The following is a 17,424-nucleotide window of genomic DNA, read 5'->3' on the forward strand; positions in this document are numbered from 1 at the left end:
GTCACCGCTGGCGGGGCCTGCCGCGCCGCCCGCCCTTGCCGGCGCCGCTTCCCTTGCCGCCGCTCTTGGCTCCGCCTCTGGCGCCGCCCTTGGCGCTGCTCCTGGCTCCGCCCTTGGCGCCGCTCTTCCCTCCGCCGCCGGCCCGTCCCCCGGCGGTCGGCTTGCGCCCGGCGTGGGGCGCTCCGGTGCGCTCGTCCTGCTGCCGTGCCGTGGCGGCCGGCCGGCCGCGCGTGCTGTTGACGGTCCGGCCCCGGACGATGCCGATCAGGTCCTCCACGCGGTCCGTGTGCGCGTCCTCCGGCCAGCACAGCGCCACACCCGACTCGGGCGCGTCCGTGACCGTCCGGTACGTGAGGTCCTTGCGATGGTGCAGCCGGGCCAGGGACAGCGGCACGAGCAGCACACCGATCCCCGCCGCGACCAGCTCGACGGCGTCCGCCGTGGTGGCCGGACGCTCGAGGGCGGGCCGGCCGGGCGGCCGCTCCCAGCCGAGGACGTCGTCCAGGGGGTGCAGCACGATCTCGTCGCCCAGGTCCTCGACGGTCACCTCGTCGGCCGCGGTGACGAGGTGGTCCTTGGGGACCACCACGACCGTGGTCTCGGTGTAGAGGGGGATCGCGCTGAACACGGTCCGGTCGACGGGCAGCCGGACCAGCCCGGCGTCGGCGTCGCCGCCCAGCAGCACGCCGGCCGCCTCGGCGGGGGTGGTCTGGGTCAGGGACAGCGGGACGTCGGGCACTCGCTCGTTCCAGATGCGCACCCATTTGTCGGGCGTCACCCCCGGGACGTAGGCGAGCCGGAACGAGGGGGGTTCTACCGAGCCTGTCACCCGGCCAGGTTACCGGGCGTGGCCGAGGAGCGCGGTCGAGGACCGGGGGCGGGAGCCGGGGGCGAGGGACCCGGTCGATGCCCGTGGCCGAGGACGTGGTCGCCGGGGAGGGCCGGGTTCCGCGGTCACCCGGCGTGGTCGGCGGTCGCTCGGACGCTCGATACCCTTGTCACCATGACGTCGCACCAGAACACCCAGACCATGAAGCCCGCGACCGCGGCGAAGAAGCTGGGTGTGTACCTCGAGGCCACACCCGCCGAGTTCCGGGAGGGCGTCGTCACGCGCGCCGAGCTGAACGCGCTCCAGACCGATCCGCCGTCGTGGCTGCGGGACCTGCGGCGCGACGGTCCGCACCCGCGGCCGGTGGTGGCGGCCAAGCTGGGTGTCTCCATCGCGGGCCTGCACCGGGGCGGCGTCTCGGAACCGCTCACCACGGACCAGATCGAGGCGCTGAAGCAGGAGCGCCCGGAATGGCTGGAGCGGGAGCAGAACGTCCAGGCCGACGTGCGCAAGGAGTCGGCCCGCGTGAAGAAGCTGCACGCCGAGCGCGCGGAGCGGGCCGAGCGCGACTGACCTTCCGCGACGGACGCGCTCGCGGGCACCGAACCGGTCACCGACTCACCGGAGCCGCGTGCCCGGTCCGCCGTCCACACGCGTGAACCGGGTCGGTCTCAGCGCTCCGCGGTCCTGCCGAAGAGGTCGGCGCAGTCCGCGGGCAGGTGGGTCAGGAGACGGTCGACGCGTTCGCCGGGGACCGCTTCGGTGAGGGTCGAGAGCACGGCACCCGCGTCCCACTCGGCGGTGCGCGGCCGGGCCCCGGTCTGCTGGGCCACGCGTCGGAGGAACTCCTCCCGACCGAAGGTCTCCGGGCGCCCGCGTTCCAGGCGCAGTGCGTCGCCCAGCGGTTCCGGCAGGTCGGAAGCCAGCGCGGCGGCCTCCTCCGGCCCCACCCGGGACGCCACCGCCCAGAGGACGGCCGCGCTGACCTGCTCGGCCTCGTCGTCGCTGTGGTATTCGCCGCGGTCACGGACCAGGGTCAGGAATGCGTCGAGCCGCACGGCGTCGCCTCCTTCCGCCGGTTCTCCTGCGGGCCGGGTGCCCGTGGCCCGGTGGGGGAAACGCGGGTCGCCTCACCGGCACGTCCGCCGGGCGTCGGTGAGGGCCAGCAACCGGGACACGGCGTCGTCGGTGAACAGCGCCCGTCCTGCGGCGATCCGCTCCCGCCGGGCCGGGCCGGGGGCGGTGAGCCGTCGCAGCGCGCGGAGCAGCGAGGTGTCGTCCTCGGCGAGGTCCGAGACGCCCAGCGCGGCCATCCGCCGGACGCCGTCCGCACCGTGGCCGGGGATGGGGCGGTGCCCCACGACCGGCAGCCCGGCGGCGAGCGCCTGTACGGCGGTCTGGCCGGCCGCGTTGTCGACCAGGGCGCGGGCGGCGTGCAGCAGGCCGGGCATGTCCGTCACCCAGCCCAGCGCCAGCACCCCCGGGGTCCCGGACAGCGCACGGCGCAGCCGCTCGTTGTCCCCGCAGAGCACCACCGGCAGGAACCCGTGATCCGCCAGGAACCGGACGGTGGGGCGCAGACGCGAGCCGACCCCCCAGGCGCCGGCGGAGAGCACCACGGCGGGCCGCCCCGGGCCGAGCCGGTCGAAGAGACCCCGCCACGCGGCCGCCCCGGGAGGGTCGGCGAAGAACTCGGGCGCCACGACCGGACCGCACGTCGACGCGCGCGTGCCGGTGCTCTCCCGCACCTCGCGGGCCGCGTCCGGGGTGAGGCACAGACAGTGGTCGTTGCCGGCGTGGAGCCACTGCCGGTGGACCGCGAAGTCGATCACGAGGACGACGCTGGGCACGGGCAGCAGGCCCCGGGCACGCAGGTGGCCGGTCAGCTGGGCGCCGAGGTGGAAGACGGGGACGACGACGTCGGCACCCGTGCGCTCGGTCAGCTCCCGCAGCCGGCCGCCCGCCAGCCGGGCCAGGGGCGTGCCGCCGGGGCGGCGTCCGGTGCCGGGGCGCAGGAACAGGCGGTACAGGAGGGCGTACGCCCAGGGGAAGTGGCGTACCGACCCGCGGTAGAAGCGTCGCAGCGCCCCGCCCAGGCCGTACGGCAGCAGCGTGAGGACGTCGACGGTCACGGCCGTCTCACCGCGCTCCTCGGCCCGCCGGACGAGTTCGGCGGCGACCGTGTCGTGCCCGGCGCCCATGCTCGCGCTGAGCACCAGCAGGCGTCGGCCGTCCGGCGGACCGGGCGGGGGGTCCGCGGAACGGCGGGACATCGATGAGCTGCGGGGACGCACGGCGGCCCGGGTTGCCCGTGTGGCACGATCCAAACCGCTGCATAAGCGGGCGTTTCGGGCGCCGCGTCGGGGATACTCCGTGATCGCCCGTCCGGCCGGACGCCGGAGCCCGACCGCCCGGTCGGCCGCTCGCCGGTGTCCGCCCCGAGCCAAGGTGGTCCTCATGGTCCATGCGTTCTCCCGCCCCCGGTCGGCCCCCGGACCGCGGGTCGTCGCGCCCGACGCGGATCACGCCCGGCCGCGACGGGAGCCCGTCGGCGGCCGGGGCACACGGACGCGCACCGCGCTCGTGACCGGGGCCTCCTCCGGCATCGGCGCGGCCGTGGCCCGCCGGCTGGGCGAAGAGGGCGACTGGCGGCTGGTGCTCAGCGGACGCGACCCGTCCCGGCTGCGCGCGGTCGCCGAGGACGCGTCGGCCACCGCCTTCGCGGCGGACCTGACCCTTCCCGGCGCCGATCGGCAGCTCGCCGACTTCACCTTGGCGACGGTGGGGCCGGTGGACCTGCTGGTGGCCGGGGCGGGGGTCGGCTGGGCCGGGGAGTTCGTGGACATGCCCCCGCACACCATCGACGAGGTGCTGGAGATCAACGTGCCGGCCACCCTGCGGCTGGTACGGCTGGTGCTGCCGGGGATGGTGGAGGCCGGGGCCGGGCGGGTGGTGCTCATCGGATCGCTGGCGGGCAGCGTGGCGGTGCGCGACGAGGCCGTGTACTCCGCCGCCAAGGCCGCGGTCGGTGCCTTCGCGGACGCCCTGCGCTACGAGTTGCGGGGCACCGGGGTGGGGGTCACGCATGTGGTGCCCGGTGTCGTCGACACGCCGTTCTTCGAGCGCCGCGGGACGCCCTACCGGCGGTCACGGCCACGTCCCGTGTCCGCCGAGCGGGTGGCCGAAGCGGTGCGCACCGCGGTGGTGCGGGGCCGGGACGAGGTGTACGTCCCCGGCTGGCTGCGGCTGCCGTGCCGGGTGCGGGGTGCGGCTCCGGGACTGTACCGGCGACTGGCCACGCGGTTCGGGTGACTTCAGGATGAGCGGGAACGCGCGGCGGTGAGTGTCCTCACCGTCGTCCTCGCCCTGTTCGCGGCACTGTCCAACGCCGCGGCGTCGGTCCTGCAGCGCCGGGCCGCGGCACAGGACGAGGACCGGGCGGGCGCCGTTCACACGGCGGTGCGCTCGCTGCTGCGGCTGGTGCGCGACCCGTACTGGGTGGGCGGCGCGGCGCTGCTCGCGCTGACGACGGTCCTGCAGGGGGCCGCGCTGGCGGTGGGCAGCCTGGCCGTCGTCCAGCCGCTGATGGCCACGGAACTGCTCTTCACCCTGATGGTCGGCAGCGTCGTCTTCCACCGGCGGCCCGACCTGCGGACCTGGCTGGCCTTCGTGGCCCTGGCCGTGGGGCTCGCGCTGTTCCTCGGCGCCGCCAGCCCGTCGGCCGGTCAGGACACCGCCACCCCGGGACGCTGGGGCTGGGCGGGCCTGGTGCTGTTCGTCCTGGTGACGGCCCTCGCCTCGGTCGGCAGCCTGGTGCGGGGCGCACCCCGCGCCGCGCTGTTCGGATCGGCGTCCGCGGTGGCGTTCGGCGGTACCGCGGCGTTGCTGAAGGAGGTCACCGGTCGCCTGCCCCAGGGGGTGGGCGCGATGCTGACCCAGTGGCCGCCGTACGCCACGGCGGTCGTCGGGGTCGTCAGCTTCCTGCTGCTCCAGAGCGCGCTGCGGGCGGGGACCCTCGCGGCGTCGCAGCCGGCGCTGACCCTCGGCGACGCGTTGACCAGTGTCGCCCTGGGCTGGACGCTGTTCGGCGAGGAGATCGCCCTCGGGGTGCGGGTGGTGCCCGAGCTGGTCGGCGTGGCGCTGATCGGCCTCGGCAGCATCGGACTGGCCCGGGCACCGTCGGTCCACGGGGCGTGGGACACGGCCCCCGCGGCGCGGGACGGGCCTCGGCCGGACGGACGACAGGCGGAGCTTGAGCCAGGACGTGAGAGAGAGCGGGAGCGTGACCGCGGTCGGGAGCGGGGTCGGGAGCGGGATCGCGACCAGGACCGCTGGGGGGCGTGACGGGTCCGCGCGGGCCGGAACAGGAGGCACACGATGCGTAGGAGACCGGCCGTCGGAGCAGCGGTGTACGCCGCCGCACCGGTCGCCCTCGCGCTGGCCCACGTCGGCCCGGCCGCGACCTGGCTGCCGGGGTTCCGTCGGCGCGCGTTCCCGGGTCTTGCGGGACTGGGGCGCCCCGACCACATCGCGCTCACCTTCGACGACGGCCCCGATCCTGCGTCCACCCCGCGCTTCCTGGACCTGCTGGACGAGCTGGGCGTACGGGCGACGTTCTTCCTGCTCGGCGAGGACGTCGTCCGCCACCCGGCGACCGCCCGTGAACAGGCCCGGCGGGGACACGAACTCGCCGTCCACGGCTGGTCGCACGACCGCCCCTGGACACCGGCACCGGCGCGGGACGCGCGCGAGCTGCTGCGGGCGGCCCACGCGGTGGGCGAGGTCGCCGGGCACGCGCCGTTCTGGTACCGCCCGCCCTATGGCATCCTCACCTCCGGACGCTGGGCCGCGGCACACCGGGCGGGTCTGCGGCCGGTGCTGTGGACGGCGTGGGGGAAGGACTGGCGGCCGGACGCCACGCCCGCGTCGGTGCGGGCCACCGTCGCGGCGGACCTGCGCGGAGGCGGCACGATCCTCCTCCACGACACCGACCACGCCTCCGCCCCCGGCAGCTGGCGGTCGGCCCTCGGTGCCCTGTCCGGCATCGTGCGCGACTGCCGGGAGGCGGGGCTGACGGTGGGGCCGCTGGGGGAGCACGCGGTGGGCCGGCCGGACGCGCGGCACACGCCGGCACCTGCCCGGTGACGGCCCGGCCGGGCAGCCGCCACCGGCCGGTAGCCACCGGCCGACAGGGGGCGGGCGACCGGGGAGCCGCCGGACAGGGGGACGGACCACTTCTCGACCGTCCCCCGCCCGGTGACAGGGCCACGACACACCCGCTCGCCACCCGCCACCCGCACGGCTCCCCCGCCGTGCCACTGCCACCGGACGGACCCACCGGACGGTGCCGCAGGACCGAGCCACCGGCCGGCAGAGGTCAGGCGGCCACACCCGTGAGGTCGCGGTGGATCGGTGCCGCCCCGCCCGTGAGGGGTGCGCCCGTTCCGCCGCGCCGGGTGGCGACGATCTCCGCCGCGATGGAGAGCGCGGTCTCCTCGGGCGTCCGGGCGCCGAGGTCCAGACCGATCGGTGAGCGGAGCCGGGACAGCTCCTGCTCGGTCAGGCCCGCCTCGCGCAGCCGCCGGTCGCGGTCCTCGTGGGTGCGGCGCGAGCCCATGGCACCGACGTACGCGACCGGCGTCCGCAGGGCCTCCGTCAGCAGCGGTACGTCGAACTTGGCGTCATGGGTGAGGACGCACAGCACCGTGCGCTCGTCGGTCGGCGTGCTCCGCAGGTAGCGGTGCGGCCAGTCCACGACCACCTCGTCGGCCTCGGGGAAGCGGGCCGCGGTGGCGAAGACGGGCCGGGCGTCGCACACCGTCACATGGTGGCCGAGGAACTTGCCGGCCCGCACCAGCGCCGCGGCGAAGTCGACCGCCCCGAAGACGATCATGCGGGGCGGCGGCACCCTGGTCTCGACGAGCAGCGTGAGTCCGCCGGGGCAGTGCGAACCGTCCTCCGAGAGGCCGACCGTGCCGGTGTGGCCGGCCTCCAGCAGGGCCCGGGCCTCGGCCACCGCCGTGCGGTCCAGGTCCGGGTGGCCGCCGAGCCCTCCGTCGTACGAGCCGTCGGGGCGGACGAGCAGGGCCCGGCCCAGCAGCCCGGCCGGGCCCTCGACGACCCGGGCGAGGGCCGCGGTCCCGCCCCGGGCGGCAGTCGACAGGGCCGCCCGGAGGACCTCCCGTACGGGCGCGTCCGCGCCGACCGGCGTGACCAGCACGTCGATGACCCCGCCGCAGGTCAGTCCCACCGCGAAGGCGTCCTCGTCGCTGTAGCCGAACCGCTGCCGCACGGCCTCGCCGCTTCGCAGGGCCTCGGCACACAGCTCGTACACCGCGCCCTCGACGCAGCCGCCGGAGACCGATCCGATCGCCGTGCCCGCGCTGTCGACGGCGAGGGCGGCGCCGGGGCCGCGCGGCGCGCTGCCGCCGACGGAGACGACCGTGGCGACCGCGAACTCCCGGCCCTCGGCGAGCCATCCGTCCAGCTCGTCGGCGATGTCAAGCACCGTCCGCTCCCCCGCCGTCTGGTGCCTGGGCCGAGAGCACGCGGTCGGGCCGGATGGGCAGGTTCCGGTGGCGCACCCCGGTCGCGTGCCAGACGGCGTTGGCGACGGCCGCCGCCGCACCGACGATGCCGATCTCGCCGACGCCCTTGATGCCGACCGGGTCGTCCGGGTCGGGGTCGTCGACCCAGTCCGCCTGGACGTCCTGGACGTCCGCGTGGCTGGCGACGTGGTAGCCGGCGAGGTCGGGGCCGTAGAGGCCGCCGCTCACCCGGTCCCGGACCGCCTCCTCGTGCAGGGCCATGGAGATGCCCCAGACCATGCCGCCGACGAGCTGGTTGCGGGCGGTGAGCGGGTTGACGATGCGCCCGGCCGCGAAGATGCCGAGCATCCGGCGCACCCGCACCTCACCGGTCGCGGTGTCCACGGCTACCTCGGCGAACTGCGCACCGAAGGAGTGCCGTTCCTTCTGCGCGAGGGCACCGAGCGCCTCGGTGGTGTCGGAGCGCACGGTGATGCCCTCCGGCGGGACGGTCGTGCCGAGGGCGAGCCGCTCGCGCAGTTCACCGGCCGCCGCCGTGATCGCCCACGCCCAGGACCGCGTGCCCATGGAGCCGCCCGCGATCATCGCCGGCCCGAAGTCACTGTCCCCGATCCGCACCCGGACCCGCTCGGGCGCCACCTCGAGCGCGTCGGCGGCGACCAGGGTCAGGGCGGTACGGGCGCCGGTGCCGATGTCGGCTGCGGCGATCCGCACGGTGAAGGTGCCGTCGGCCTCCGCGGTCAGCAGGGCCGTGGAGGGACCGGCGCCCGCTCCGAAGGAGGCGGCGGCCGTACCGGTGCCCAGCAGCCAGCGACCGTCCCGGCGCACACCGGGGCGCGGGTCGCGCTCCGCCCAGCCGAACCGCCGTGCGCCCTCGCGGAAGCAGGCCGCGAGGTTGCGGCTGCTGAACGGCAGCCCGGAGACCGGGCCGACCTCGGGCTCGTTGCGCAGGCGCAGTTCGATCGGGTCGACGCCGCAGCGCTCGGCGAGTTCGTCGAGCGCCACCTCGATCGCGAAGGATCCCGGCGCCTCGCCCGGGGCCCGCATGAAGGTCGGGGACGGCACGTCGAGCCGTACGACGTGGTTGGCGGTGCGGTGGGCCTCGGCGTCGTACATCACCCGGGCGACGCCGGCGCCGGGCTCGACGAACTCGTAGACGGTCGACGTCTGGTTCAGTGAACGGTGCTCCAGGGCGCGCAGCCGGCCGTCGGCGTCGGCGCCGAGCCGCACGCGCTGGGCGGTGGGGCTGCGGTAGCCGGCCAGCGAGAACATCTGCCGCCGCGTCATCACCACCCGCACCGGTCGCTGCAGAAGGGTCGCCGCCATGACCGCGGACACCTGGTGGGCGCGCAGGCCCTTGCTGCCGAAGCCGCCGCCGATGTGCTCGGAGCGCACCCGTACCGCGGACTCGTCGAGGGAGAACATCTTCGCCAGTTCGCCCTGGACCCAGGTGGCGCCCTGGTTGGAGTCGACGACCTCCAGCCGGCCGCCGTCCCACCGGGCCGTGGCCGCGTGCGGCTCCATCATGCTGTGGTGCTCTTCGGGAGTGGTGTACTCCTCGTCGACGACGACGGCGGACGCGGCGAGCCCGGCCGCCAGGTCGCCCTTCTCGGTCTCCGCCGGCATGTGTCCGTCGGCCGGGTAGGCGCCGGGGTGGTCCGCCGTGAGCGCGATGTCGTGCGGCTCCGTGTCGTACGTGACGGCGAGGGCCTCGGCCGCCTCCCGCGCCTGCTCGGGCGTCTCGGCGACGACCAGGGCGACCGGCCAGCCCGCGTGCGGCACCCGCTCGTCCTGGAAGACGGCGGCGGTCGGGTCCGGCGGGATGCCCAGCATGCCGATGTAGTCGGTGTCGAGGCGCGGGGCGTTGCCGTGGTGCAGGACGGCGAGGACGCCCGGCATGCCGAGGACGGCGTCGGTGTCCATCGAGCGGATGCGGCCGCGGGCGACGGTGGACAGCACCAGCCAGCCGTGCGCGAGGTCGGCGAAGGGGATCTCGCCGGCGTAGCGGGCCGCTCCGGTGACCTTGTCGCGGCCCTCCACGCGCGTGTGCGAGGTGCCGACGGAGCCCTTGACCGTCGCGGGGCCGGTGGTGGTGGTGCTCATCGGGCGGCCTCCTCGGTGAGTTCGGTCAGGACGGCCACCACGAGGTTGCGCATGAGGGTCACCTTGTATCCGTTGTCGGGCAGCGGCCTGGCGGCGGCGAGTTCGGCGTCCGCGGCGGCTGCGTAGGTCGCGCCGTCGGCCGGGGCACCGATCAGCACGGCCTCGGCGGCACGGGCCCGCCAGGGCCGGGAGGCGACCGCGCCGAAGGCCAGCCGTGCGTCGCGTACGACGCCGTCCTCGACGTCGAGCGCGGCGGCGACCGAGCCGATCGCGAAGGCGTACGAGGCGCGCTCGCGGACCTTGCGGTAGCGGGAGCGGGCGGCGACCGGGGCGGCCGGCAGGGTCACGCCGGTGATCAGCGCGCCGGGGGGCAGGGCGGTCTCGCGGTGCGGCGTGTCGCCGACGGGGAGGTAGAAGTCGGCGAGCGGCGACTCGCCCGGCCCGTCCGGCGTCTCGTAGGAGACGACCGCGTCGAAGGCGGTGAGGGCGACGCCCATGTCCGAGGGGTGCACGGCCACGCAGTGGTCGGAGGCGCCGAGTATGGCGTGGTTGTGGTGCTCGCCGGTGACGGCAGGGCAACCGCTGCCGGGGTCGCGTTTGTTGCACGGCTTGCTCACGTCGGTGAAGTAGCCGCAGCGGGTGCGCTGGAGCAGGTTGCCGCCGACGGTGGCCATGTTGCGCAGCTGCCCGGAGGCGCCGGCCAGCACCGCCTGGGTCAACGCCGGGTAGTGGCGGCGCACGTCGGGGTGGGCGGCGAGGTCGCTGTTGGTGACGGTGGCGCCGATGCGCAGGCCGCCGTCGGCGGTCGGTCCGATGCCGTCCAGGGGGAGGTCGCGGACGTCGACGAGGCGGGCGGGGCGCTCGACGCCGGTCTTCATCAGGTCGACGAGGTTGGTGCCGCCGCCGAGGAAGCGGGCGTCCGGGTCGGCGGCGAGCAGTGCCACCGCGCCGGAGACGTCGTCGGCGCGCTGGTAGCCGAACTCCCTCATGCCGCCGCTCCCTCGGTGGAGCCCTCGCGGGCACCGTCGCCGTCGTGGGCCGTCGCGTCGTGGGCCTCGGCCGCGCGGGCGACCGCCTGGACGATGGAGACGTAGGCACCGCAGCGGCACAGGTTGCCGCTCATGCGTTCGCGGATCTCTTCCGGTGTCAGGGGTGGTGGTCCGGCCTCGGGGCGGACGTCCTCGGTGGCGGCGCTGGGCCAGCCGGCCGCGTGCTCCTCGATGACGGCGACGGCCGAGCAGATCTGGCCGGGCGTGCAGTAGCCGCACTGGTAGCCGTCGAGGTCGAGGAAGGCCTGCTGCACCGGGTGCAGCCGGTCGCCCTCGGCCATGCCCTCGATGGTGGTGATCTCCCGCCCCTCGGCGGCGACGGCGAGGTTCAGGCAGGAGACGGCGCGGCGCCCGTCGACCAGGACGGTGCAGGCGCCGCACTGCCCCTGGTCGCAGCCCTTCTTGGTGCCGGTGAGGTCGAGGCGCTCGCGCAGGGCGTCGAGCAGGGTGGTGCGGTGGTCGACGGTCAGCTGGTGCTTCTCGCCGTTGATGGTCAGGACGACGGCGCTGGACGTCGACGAGGGCGCTGGGGCCATGATCAGCCTTCTTTGTGTCTGGTGACTGCGTCTGGTGACTGGGTCCGGTGACTGTGGGCTGCGGGCTGTGAGCGGTGGGCGGTCGGCTGTGTCCGGTGAGGGGGGAAACAGGCTGCGGAGAATGGTTTCGCCCGTGTTCGAGCGCACCTGCGGGTCACGCCGACCCGTTCCGCCGCTATCGTGACTGGCAACCGGACAACCGTCCGCTCACGAAAACGTAACGGACAGTTGTCCGCTTAGCAAGGACGGTATTCGGCCATGACCATGGAAGGAGGAGGAGTGCCTCACCCGGGCAGGGACAAGAAGGACACTCCCCTGCGCTCGGACGCCCAGCGCAACCGCGAGCGCATCCTGGAAGTGGCCAGGGAGGAACTGACGCGCTGCGCGGACGCGCCGCTGAGCGCCATCGCCAGGAAGGCGGGCGTGGGACAGGGCACCGTCTACCGCAACTTCCCGCACCGCGAGGCGCTCGTCCTGGAGGTCTACCGCTACGAGATGCAGCAGGTGGCCGAAGCCGCGCGACAGCTGCTGACCACCCGGGATCCCGAGCAGGCCCTGCGCGAGTGGATGGACCGCCTGGCCCGGTTCGCCATGACCAAGGCCGGGCTGGCGGACGCGATCCGGCTGGTCACCTCCACGCCCGGAGGGCCGGTCAAGCCGGGCCCCACGCCCGTGGTGGACGCGGCCGAACTCCTGCTCCGCGCCAACGAGGAGGCCGGGACCATCCGCCCCGGCGTCACGGCGGACGACTTCCTTCTCGCCATCGGTGGCCTCTGGCAGGTCGACCCGCGCGAGGACTGGCAGCCGAGGGTCACCCGGCTCCTGGACCTCGTGATGGACGGACTGCGCGCGGGCGCGCCCGGCCGGTGACCATGCCGACCGCGCCCACCCCGCCTTCCGCGCCGGCCGCCCCGGCCGCGCACCGGTCAGGCTGTTCCGTCGTGCCGTCCTCCCGGCTCCCGGCGCGTGCTCACCGTCCCGGCGGCCGGGCCCCGGGTGCGGCCCCGGCCGTCCCGAGCCCCACGGGACGCTCCCGGAAGCGGTAGCGGCGTTCCGGCCGTCCGGCCACGCCGTACCGCAGGGACACGTCCGCGCTGCCGACGGTGTGGAAGTACTCCAGGTAGCGGCGGGCACTGACCCGGGACACGCCGGTCAGCGCCGCGCACTCGCTGGCGGACAGGGTGTCGTCGGCCGCGCGCAGGGTCCGTTCGACCAGCTCGGCGGTCTCCACGCTCATGCCCTTGGGCAACGCCGGCACCGCGGCGGCCGGTGCCGCCGCGGCCAGTACGCGGTCGACGTCGGCCTGGCTGCGGACCACCGTGCCGAGCAGGCGGCCGCGCTGGACGGCGTAGCGCTCCAGCCGGACCCGCAGGTCCTCGAACTCGAACGGTTTGAGCAGGTAGTCGACCACGCCGTGCCGGACGGCGCCGCGCACCGCGTCCGCCTCCCGGGCCGCGCTGATGACCATGACGTCGCAGTCGTGGCCGGCGGCGCGCAGCCGGGGGATGACGTCGAGGCCGAAGACGTCCGGCAGGTACAGGTCGAGCAGGACGAGGTCGGGGCGCAGCTCGCCGACCGCCGCGAGGGCCTCCTCGCCGGTGCCGGCCACGCCGACGACCCGGAAGGGCTCGACGCGTCCGACGAAGGCCCGGTGGACCCGGGCCACCATGAAGTCGTCGTCGACGACCAGCACGCCGATCGCGGCCCCGGCGTCATGGGGCGCCGCTCCCGTCGCGGCGGCGGGGCCGCTGGTACCCGTCATGGTGCTGCTCCTTCCGCCACCGCTTCGGTGAGGTGGCCGACGGTCATGCGTGCGGTGAACATGGCGCCCTCGGGGGTGTTGGTCACCGAGATCTCACCGCCGTGGCGTTCGCAGACCAGCCGGGTCAGTGCCAGGCCGATGCCGCGTTCGCCCTGCCGGGCGGCCTTGGTGGTGAAGCCGTGCGAGAACACCTCACGGGCCAGCTCGGGGGCCACCCCCGGCCCCGAGTCGCGCACCACGATCTCGACGCCGGTGGCGTCCTGCCGCAGCTCGACCTTCCACCCACGCCTCCTGGCCGTCGCCGGGCGCCGCGGCGGCGTCCACGGCGTTGTCGACGAGGTTGCCGAGGAGGCACCGCTCAGCCGCTGCCACACCGTGGGGTCGGCCTCGCCGACCATCACCGTGCCCAGGTGCCGACCGAGGGTCTGCCGGGTGGCGCCGAGCACCGGCACCTGGGCGACCAGCTCCCGGCCGCCCCGCACCGTCAACGGCCCCGACCAGCCGCGCCCCTCGGAGGCCCCCTCTCCGCGCGCCAGCCGGCCACCGATCGCCGTGGGGTCGGTGGAGCTGACGACGCGGCCGTCGGCGTCGGCCACCGTGACCGAGGTGACCCCGGACTGGGTCTGGGTGGAGTTCACCAGCGGGGCCAGGGCCTCCTGCGGCACCGGACGCAGGACCTGGCTGCGGACCAGCGGAGTGGCGGCCAGCTGCTCGGCCAGGGCGGTGACCCGGCGCCCCTCGACGCGGTTGAAGGTGGCCTCGGACTGGGCGAGCGAGACGGCGGCGACCGCGAGCAGGACCACCACGACGATGGCGAGCTGGAGGACCAGCATCTCGCCCGCGAGGGTCTGACGGCGGAAGGTGGGGGCCACGGCGGACTCGATCTCGACGGACGGGCGGGGCGGGAGGGCGGGGCGAGGGTACGGGGGGTGGGAGTACGAGCGGTGGGAGTACGGGGGCGGGGGTACGGAGGGTCGGGAGTACGGGTCGGGGCGGGAGGGCGGGGCGCCGGCGGCTGTGCCGGGTCGCCATCATGGCGCCCACCTGCGGCGAAGGAAAGGGATGTGTTGTCTTCGCAATGAACCGGCGATGAACCGGCGACTCCTCGCAGACGCGCCGGCCCGCACGGCCGTGACCGCAAAGACCACAACCTCCCTTGGTTCCGCAAGGAAGACAGGGAGCAGGAGCACGGGCACCATGTGGCCCACGTCACCCTCCCCCACAGGGCTCTCCCGTACCGATCTACCCGACCGACCGATCTACCCGACCGACAGGTGGTGTCATACGTGCGCCTGCGCACCCCCCTCGCCCTGCTCGGGGCCGCCGTGCTCGTCCTCGCGGGACCGCCGTTGCTCTCCACGGGCAGCGACGCCGGGAACGGCACCCAGATCCCCGGCCTGCGCTTCATGGTCCCCAACACGCCCGGCGGGGGCTACGACATCACCGCCCGCACGGCCGCGAAGAACGCCGAGGACGCCGGACTGACGCACAACATCGAGGTGTTCAACCTGCCCGGCGCCGGCGGCACCGTGGGGCTGAGCCGACTGGTGAGCGAGCACGGCAACGGCAAGCTCGCCATGTCCATGGGCCTCGGTGTCGTCGGCGCCGCCCGCTCCAACCACGCGCCCAAGACCCTCGCCGACACCACGCCGATCGCCCGCCTCACCGAGGAGCAGGACGTCGTGGTGGTCGCCAAGGACTCGCCGTACAGGACGATCGACGAGCTGATCGGCGCCTGGAAGAAGGACCCGGGCAAGGTCCCGGTGGGCGGTGGCTCCTCGCCGGGCGGTCCCGACCACCTCGCGCCGATGCTGATGGCGCAGGCGGCCGGGATCTCGCCCAGGTCGGTGAACTACATCCCCTTCGACGGCGGCGGCGAGCTGCTCGCCTCGATCCTCGGCGACAAGGTCGGCTTCGGGGTCTCCGGTGTCGGCGAGTACCTGGACCAGATCAAGGCGGGCGAGCTGAGGGTGCTCGCGGTGACCGGCCCGGAGCGCGTCGACGACCTCCCGCAGGCGCCGACGCTCAAGGAGTCCGGCTACGACGTGGACTTCACCAACTGGCGCGGCGTCGTCGCCCCGCCCGGCCTGTCCGACGCGGAGCGGGACAAGCTGATCCGCCTGGTCGAGGAACTGCACGCCTCCCCCGAGTGGAAGAAGTCCCTGGAGCAGAACGGCTGGGACGACGCCTTCCTCACCGGTGAGAAGTTCGGCGCGTTCCTGGACGCCCAGGACAAGCGCGTGGTGTCGGTACTCAAGGAGCTGGGACTGTGACGACGCGGACCGAATCCACCTCCGCCCCGGACCCGACGCCGACGCCCGAGCGGCGCTCCTGGCTGCGCGAACAGTCCGAACTGGGCGTGTGCGTACTGCTGTTGGCGCTCGGCGCCGTGGTCCTGACCGACGCGCTCACCATGGACGTCGACCTCACCCAGCGCGGGCCGGTCGGCCCCAGGACCGTTCCGATCGTGGTCGGCGCCGGCCTGCTGCTGATCGCCGCGCTGCTCGCCGTGGACGTCCTGCGCGGCGGCCGGGGCGAGGCCGAGGGCGGCGAGGACGTCGACCTGTCGGAACCGGCCGACTGGCGCACGGTGCTGCTGCTCGCCGGGATCTTCCTCGGCTCGGCGGCGCTCATCGAGCCGGCCGGTTTCCCCGTCGCCGGTGCGCTCCTGTTCTGGGGTGCCGCCTTCGCCCTCGGCAGCCGCCGGGTGGACCGCGATCCGTTGATCGCCGCGGTGCTGTCCCTGCTCACCTACGTCGTCTTCGACAAGCTGCTCGGGGTTCCGCTGCCCGGCGGTCCGCTGATGGGAGTGCTCTGACATGAACGCCCTGAACTCCCTCATGGACGGCTTCGGTACGGCCCTCACCCCGCTCAACCTCTTGTGGGCCGCGCTCGGAGTGCTGCTGGGCACGGCCATCGGCGTCCTGCCCGGCATCGGCCCGGCGATGGCGGTGGCGCTGCTGCTGCCGGTGACGTACGGGCTCGATCCGGTCGCCGCGTTCATCATGTTCGCCGGCATCTACTACGGTGCGATGTTCGGCGGTTCGACCACGTCCATCCTGCTCAACACGCCCGGCGAGAGCGCCGCCGTGGTCGCGGCCATGGAGGGCAACCCCATGGCCAAGGCCGGGCGCGGGGCCCAGGCGCTGGCGGCCGCCGCGATAGGTCACTTCGCGGGCGGCATGATCGGCACGGTGCTGCTGGTGGCCCTGGCACCGGTGGTCGCCGACCTGGCGGTGGACATCGGTGCGCCGGACTACTTCGCCATCATGGTGCTCGCGTTCATCGCCGTGACGTCCGTGCTCGGTTCGTCGCGCGTCAGAGGCCTGGCCTCCCTCCTGATCGGCCTGACGATCGGCCTGGTGGGCCTGGACCAGATGACCGGTCAGCAGCGGTTGACGTTCGGCTCCCTCCAACTCGCCGACGGCGTCGACGTGGTGATCGTCGCGGTGGGTCTGTTCGCGATCGGCGAGGCCCTGTGGGTGGCGGCGCACCTGCGGCGGGGTGCGGCCGAGCCGATCCCGGTGGGCCGTCCCTGGCTCGGCCGCGGCGACGTGCGGCGGACCTGGAAGGCCTGGCTGCGCGGCCCGTTCATCGGGTTCCCGTTCGGCGCCATCCCGGCGGGCGGCGCGGAGATCCCGACGTTCCTGTCGTACGTCACGGAGAAGCGCCTGTCCAAGCACCAGGACGAGTGGGGCAAGGGCGCGATCGAGGGCGTGGCGGGTCCCGAGTCGGCGGCGTCGGCCTCGGCGGCGGGCACGCTGGTGTCCATGCTGACCCTGGGCCTGCCGACGACGGCGGTCGCGGCGGTCATGCTGGCCGCGTTCCAGCAGTACGGCATCCAGCCGGGCCCGCTGCTCTTCGAACGCGAACCGGAGCTGGTCTGGGGCCTGATCGCCTCCCTGTTCGTCGGCATGGTGCTGCTGCTCGCCCTCAACCTGCCCCTGGCACCGGTCTGGGCCAAGCTGCTGCGCATCCCGAGGCCCTACCTGTACGCCGGGATCATGTTCTTCGCGGCCGTCGGCGCGTACGCGGTCGGCGGCGAGGTCATCGACCTCGTGACCCTGCTCGTCATCGGCCTGGTCGGCTTCGGCATGCGGCGCTACGGTCTGCCGATCCTGCCCGCCGTGATCGGCGTCATCCTCGGCCCCAACGCCGAGCAGCAGCTCCGCCGCGCGCTGCAGATCAGCGACGGCAGCGCGACGGGCCTGGTCGACACGCCGTTCGCGGTGACGGTCTACGCGGTGATCGTGCTGCTGCTGGCGTGGCCGCTGGTGAAGCGGCTGGTGACCCGCAAGCGACTGCGGGCCGGCGCCTGACGCCTGACGCCTGACGCCGGATCCCGACACTCCCGCACCACGACACCCCGACGCTCCGACGTTCGTTCGTCACCCCGACACCGCGGTGCTCACCCCGACACCGCGGTGCTCACCCGACACCGCGGTGCCCCGGAGCGGGGCGGGCCGGTCGGGGCCGGGTGGCACCGACCCGTCACCCGGCTTACTGGCTCTAACAAAAGCTGCTGATCATGAGACTCTCGGCCTGCTGTCTCGTAAGTCTGGTTATGGGAAACCGTCAGTCGCGGCCGTGGATCGTG

The 17,424-nt window shown here is 74.6% G+C and carries 16 protein-coding genes and 1 pseudogene; 8 read left to right on the forward strand and 9 right to left on the reverse strand.

What is annotated here, in order from left to right; all coding sequences use genetic code 11:
* Position 1: 1 nt before the first annotated feature.
* Entirely contained in the window at positions 2-829 is an 828-nt protein-coding gene (locus tag ACGF5T_RS25615) for a LysR substrate-binding domain-containing protein (RefSeq protein WP_366768600.1), read from the reverse strand.
* A gap of 174 nt (positions 830-1,003) precedes the next feature.
* Between ACGF5T_RS25615 and ACGF5T_RS25620 the strand changes: the two genes are divergently transcribed.
* Entirely contained in the window at positions 1,004-1,402 is a 399-nt protein-coding gene (locus ACGF5T_RS25620) for a DUF5997 family protein (RefSeq protein WP_356606633.1), read from the forward strand.
* Positions 1,403-1,500: 98 nt separating this feature from the next.
* Here the strand turns inward: ACGF5T_RS25620 and ACGF5T_RS25625 are convergent, their stop codons facing one another.
* Positions 1,501-1,887 (reverse strand): DUF2267 domain-containing protein, encoded by a 387-nt coding sequence (locus tag ACGF5T_RS25625; RefSeq protein ID WP_356606631.1) that lies wholly within the window; start codon positions 1,885-1,887, stop codon positions 1,501-1,503.
* A 72-nt stretch (positions 1,888-1,959) separates the two neighbouring features.
* The gene (locus ACGF5T_RS25630) at positions 1,960-3,030 is read right to left on the reverse strand and encodes a galactosyldiacylglycerol synthase (RefSeq protein ID WP_366768616.1); all 1,071 of its coding nucleotides are present in this window, start codon (positions 3,028-3,030) and stop codon (positions 1,960-1,962) included.
* Between the two features lie 256 nt (positions 3,031-3,286).
* Between ACGF5T_RS25630 and ACGF5T_RS25635 the strand changes: the two genes are divergently transcribed.
* The 3 genes from ACGF5T_RS25635 to ACGF5T_RS25645 are packed head-to-tail and all read left to right on the forward strand — an operon-like array spanning position 3,287 to position 5,974.
* Entirely contained in the window at positions 3,287-4,141 is an 855-nt protein-coding gene (locus ACGF5T_RS25635; protein ID WP_356606629.1) for an SDR family NAD(P)-dependent oxidoreductase, read from the forward strand.
* Positions 4,142-4,168: 27 nt separating this feature from the next.
* Positions 4,169-5,173, forward strand: a complete 1,005-nt coding sequence (locus tag ACGF5T_RS25640; protein WP_366768599.1) for a DMT family transporter — start codon at positions 4,169-4,171, stop codon at positions 5,171-5,173.
* A 33-nt stretch (positions 5,174-5,206) separates the two neighbouring features.
* The gene (locus ACGF5T_RS25645) at positions 5,207-5,974 is read left to right on the forward strand and encodes a polysaccharide deacetylase family protein (protein ID WP_366768598.1); all 768 of its coding nucleotides are present in this window, start codon (positions 5,207-5,209) and stop codon (positions 5,972-5,974) included.
* 232 nt (positions 5,975-6,206) lie between these two features.
* Here the strand turns inward: ACGF5T_RS25645 and ACGF5T_RS25650 are convergent, their stop codons facing one another.
* Genes ACGF5T_RS25650 through ACGF5T_RS25665 form a run of 4 tightly spaced genes read right to left on the reverse strand, consistent with a single transcriptional unit; the run spans position 6,207 to position 11,065 of the window.
* Positions 6,207-7,337: an XdhC/CoxI family protein gene (locus ACGF5T_RS25650; RefSeq protein WP_366768597.1), complete on the reverse strand. Its 1,131-nt coding sequence runs from the start codon at positions 7,335-7,337 to the stop codon at positions 6,207-6,209.
* Positions 7,330-9,480 carry a xanthine dehydrogenase family protein molybdopterin-binding subunit gene (locus tag ACGF5T_RS25655; protein WP_366768596.1) on the reverse strand — a complete coding sequence of 717 codons (2,151 nt, stop codon included), beginning with the start codon at positions 9,478-9,480 and terminating at the stop codon, positions 7,330-7,332. The genes ACGF5T_RS25650 and ACGF5T_RS25655 overlap by 8 nt, the downstream gene beginning before the upstream one ends.
* Positions 9,477-10,469, reverse strand: a complete 993-nt coding sequence (locus ACGF5T_RS25660) for a xanthine dehydrogenase family protein subunit M (protein ID WP_366768595.1) — start codon at positions 10,467-10,469, stop codon at positions 9,477-9,479. The genes ACGF5T_RS25655 and ACGF5T_RS25660 overlap by 4 nt, the downstream gene beginning before the upstream one ends.
* On the reverse strand, positions 10,466-11,065 hold the full coding sequence (locus ACGF5T_RS25665) for a 2Fe-2S iron-sulfur cluster-binding protein (RefSeq protein WP_356606619.1): 600 nt from the start codon (positions 11,063-11,065) through the stop codon (positions 10,466-10,468). Before ACGF5T_RS25665 ends, ACGF5T_RS25660 begins: the two co-directional genes overlap by 4 nt.
* A gap of 264 nt (positions 11,066-11,329) precedes the next feature.
* Here ACGF5T_RS25665 and ACGF5T_RS25670 point away from each other — a divergent pair, with 264 nt between their 5' ends.
* Positions 11,330-11,935 carry a TetR/AcrR family transcriptional regulator gene (locus tag ACGF5T_RS25670; RefSeq protein ID WP_392889321.1) on the forward strand — a complete coding sequence of 202 codons (606 nt, stop codon included), beginning with the start codon at positions 11,330-11,332 and terminating at the stop codon, positions 11,933-11,935.
* Between the two features lie 100 nt (positions 11,936-12,035).
* On the opposite strand, the gene ACGF5T_RS25675 is transcribed toward ACGF5T_RS25670, so the two are convergent.
* Both ACGF5T_RS25675 and ACGF5T_RS25680 read right to left on the reverse strand, forming a co-directional pair.
* Positions 12,036-12,827, reverse strand: coding sequence for a response regulator (locus ACGF5T_RS25675; protein ID WP_356606617.1), 792 nt, complete (start codon positions 12,825-12,827; stop codon positions 12,036-12,038).
* Positions 12,824-13,699, reverse strand: a pseudogene (locus tag ACGF5T_RS25680) (ATP-binding protein). Before ACGF5T_RS25680 ends, ACGF5T_RS25675 begins: the two are co-directional and overlap by 4 nt.
* A 414-nt stretch (positions 13,700-14,113) precedes the next feature.
* Here ACGF5T_RS25680 and ACGF5T_RS25685 point away from each other — a divergent pair.
* The 3 genes from ACGF5T_RS25685 to ACGF5T_RS25695 are packed head-to-tail and all read left to right on the forward strand — an operon-like array spanning position 14,114 to position 17,146.
* A complete protein-coding gene (locus ACGF5T_RS25685) occupies positions 14,114-15,100 on the forward strand; it encodes a tripartite tricarboxylate transporter substrate binding protein (protein WP_356606929.1) in 987 nt (328 codons plus the stop codon).
* Complete coding sequence (locus tag ACGF5T_RS25690) at positions 15,097-15,645, forward strand: tripartite tricarboxylate transporter TctB family protein (RefSeq protein WP_366768594.1); 549 nt, start codon at positions 15,097-15,099, stop codon at positions 15,643-15,645. The genes ACGF5T_RS25685 and ACGF5T_RS25690 overlap by 4 nt, the downstream gene beginning before the upstream one ends.
* A 1-nt stretch (position 15,646) precedes the next feature.
* Positions 15,647-17,146: a tripartite tricarboxylate transporter permease gene (locus ACGF5T_RS25695; RefSeq protein ID WP_361010313.1), complete on the forward strand. Its 1,500-nt coding sequence runs from the start codon at positions 15,647-15,649 to the stop codon at positions 17,144-17,146.
* Positions 17,147-17,424 lie beyond the last annotated feature (278 nt).

This window comes from Streptomyces sp. NPDC047853 (genome assembly GCF_043204535.1).
GTDB lineage: Bacteria > Actinomycetota > Actinomycetes > Streptomycetales > Streptomycetaceae > Streptomyces.

Coding starts and splice junctions, on each gene's coding strand:
- ACGF5T_RS25660 (WP_366768595.1), bottom strand. CDS start 10,469: ATGAGGGAGTTCGGCTACCAGCGCGCCGACGACGTCTCCGGCGCGGTG.
- ACGF5T_RS25620 (WP_356606633.1), top strand. CDS start 1,004: ATGACGTCGCACCAGAACACCCAGACCATGAAGCCCGCGACCGCGGCG.
- ACGF5T_RS25675 (WP_356606617.1), bottom strand. CDS start 12,827: ATGACGGGTACCAGCGGCCCCGCCGCCGCGACGGGAGCGGCGCCCCAT.
- ACGF5T_RS25670 (WP_392889321.1), top strand. CDS start 11,330: ATGGAAGGAGGAGGAGTGCCTCACCCGGGCAGGGACAAGAAGGACACT.
- ACGF5T_RS25655 (WP_366768596.1), bottom strand. CDS start 9,480: ATGAGCACCACCACCACCGGCCCCGCGACGGTCAAGGGCTCCGTCGGC.
- ACGF5T_RS25645 (WP_366768598.1), top strand. CDS start 5,207: ATGCGTAGGAGACCGGCCGTCGGAGCAGCGGTGTACGCCGCCGCACCG.
- ACGF5T_RS25695 (WP_361010313.1), top strand. CDS start 15,647: ATGAACGCCCTGAACTCCCTCATGGACGGCTTCGGTACGGCCCTCACC.
- ACGF5T_RS25630 (WP_366768616.1), bottom strand. CDS start 3,030: ATGGGCGCCGGGCACGACACGGTCGCCGCCGAACTCGTCCGGCGGGCC.
- ACGF5T_RS25665 (WP_356606619.1), bottom strand. CDS start 11,065: ATGGCCCCAGCGCCCTCGTCGACGTCCAGCGCCGTCGTCCTGACCATC.
- ACGF5T_RS25635 (WP_356606629.1), top strand. CDS start 3,287: ATGGTCCATGCGTTCTCCCGCCCCCGGTCGGCCCCCGGACCGCGGGTC.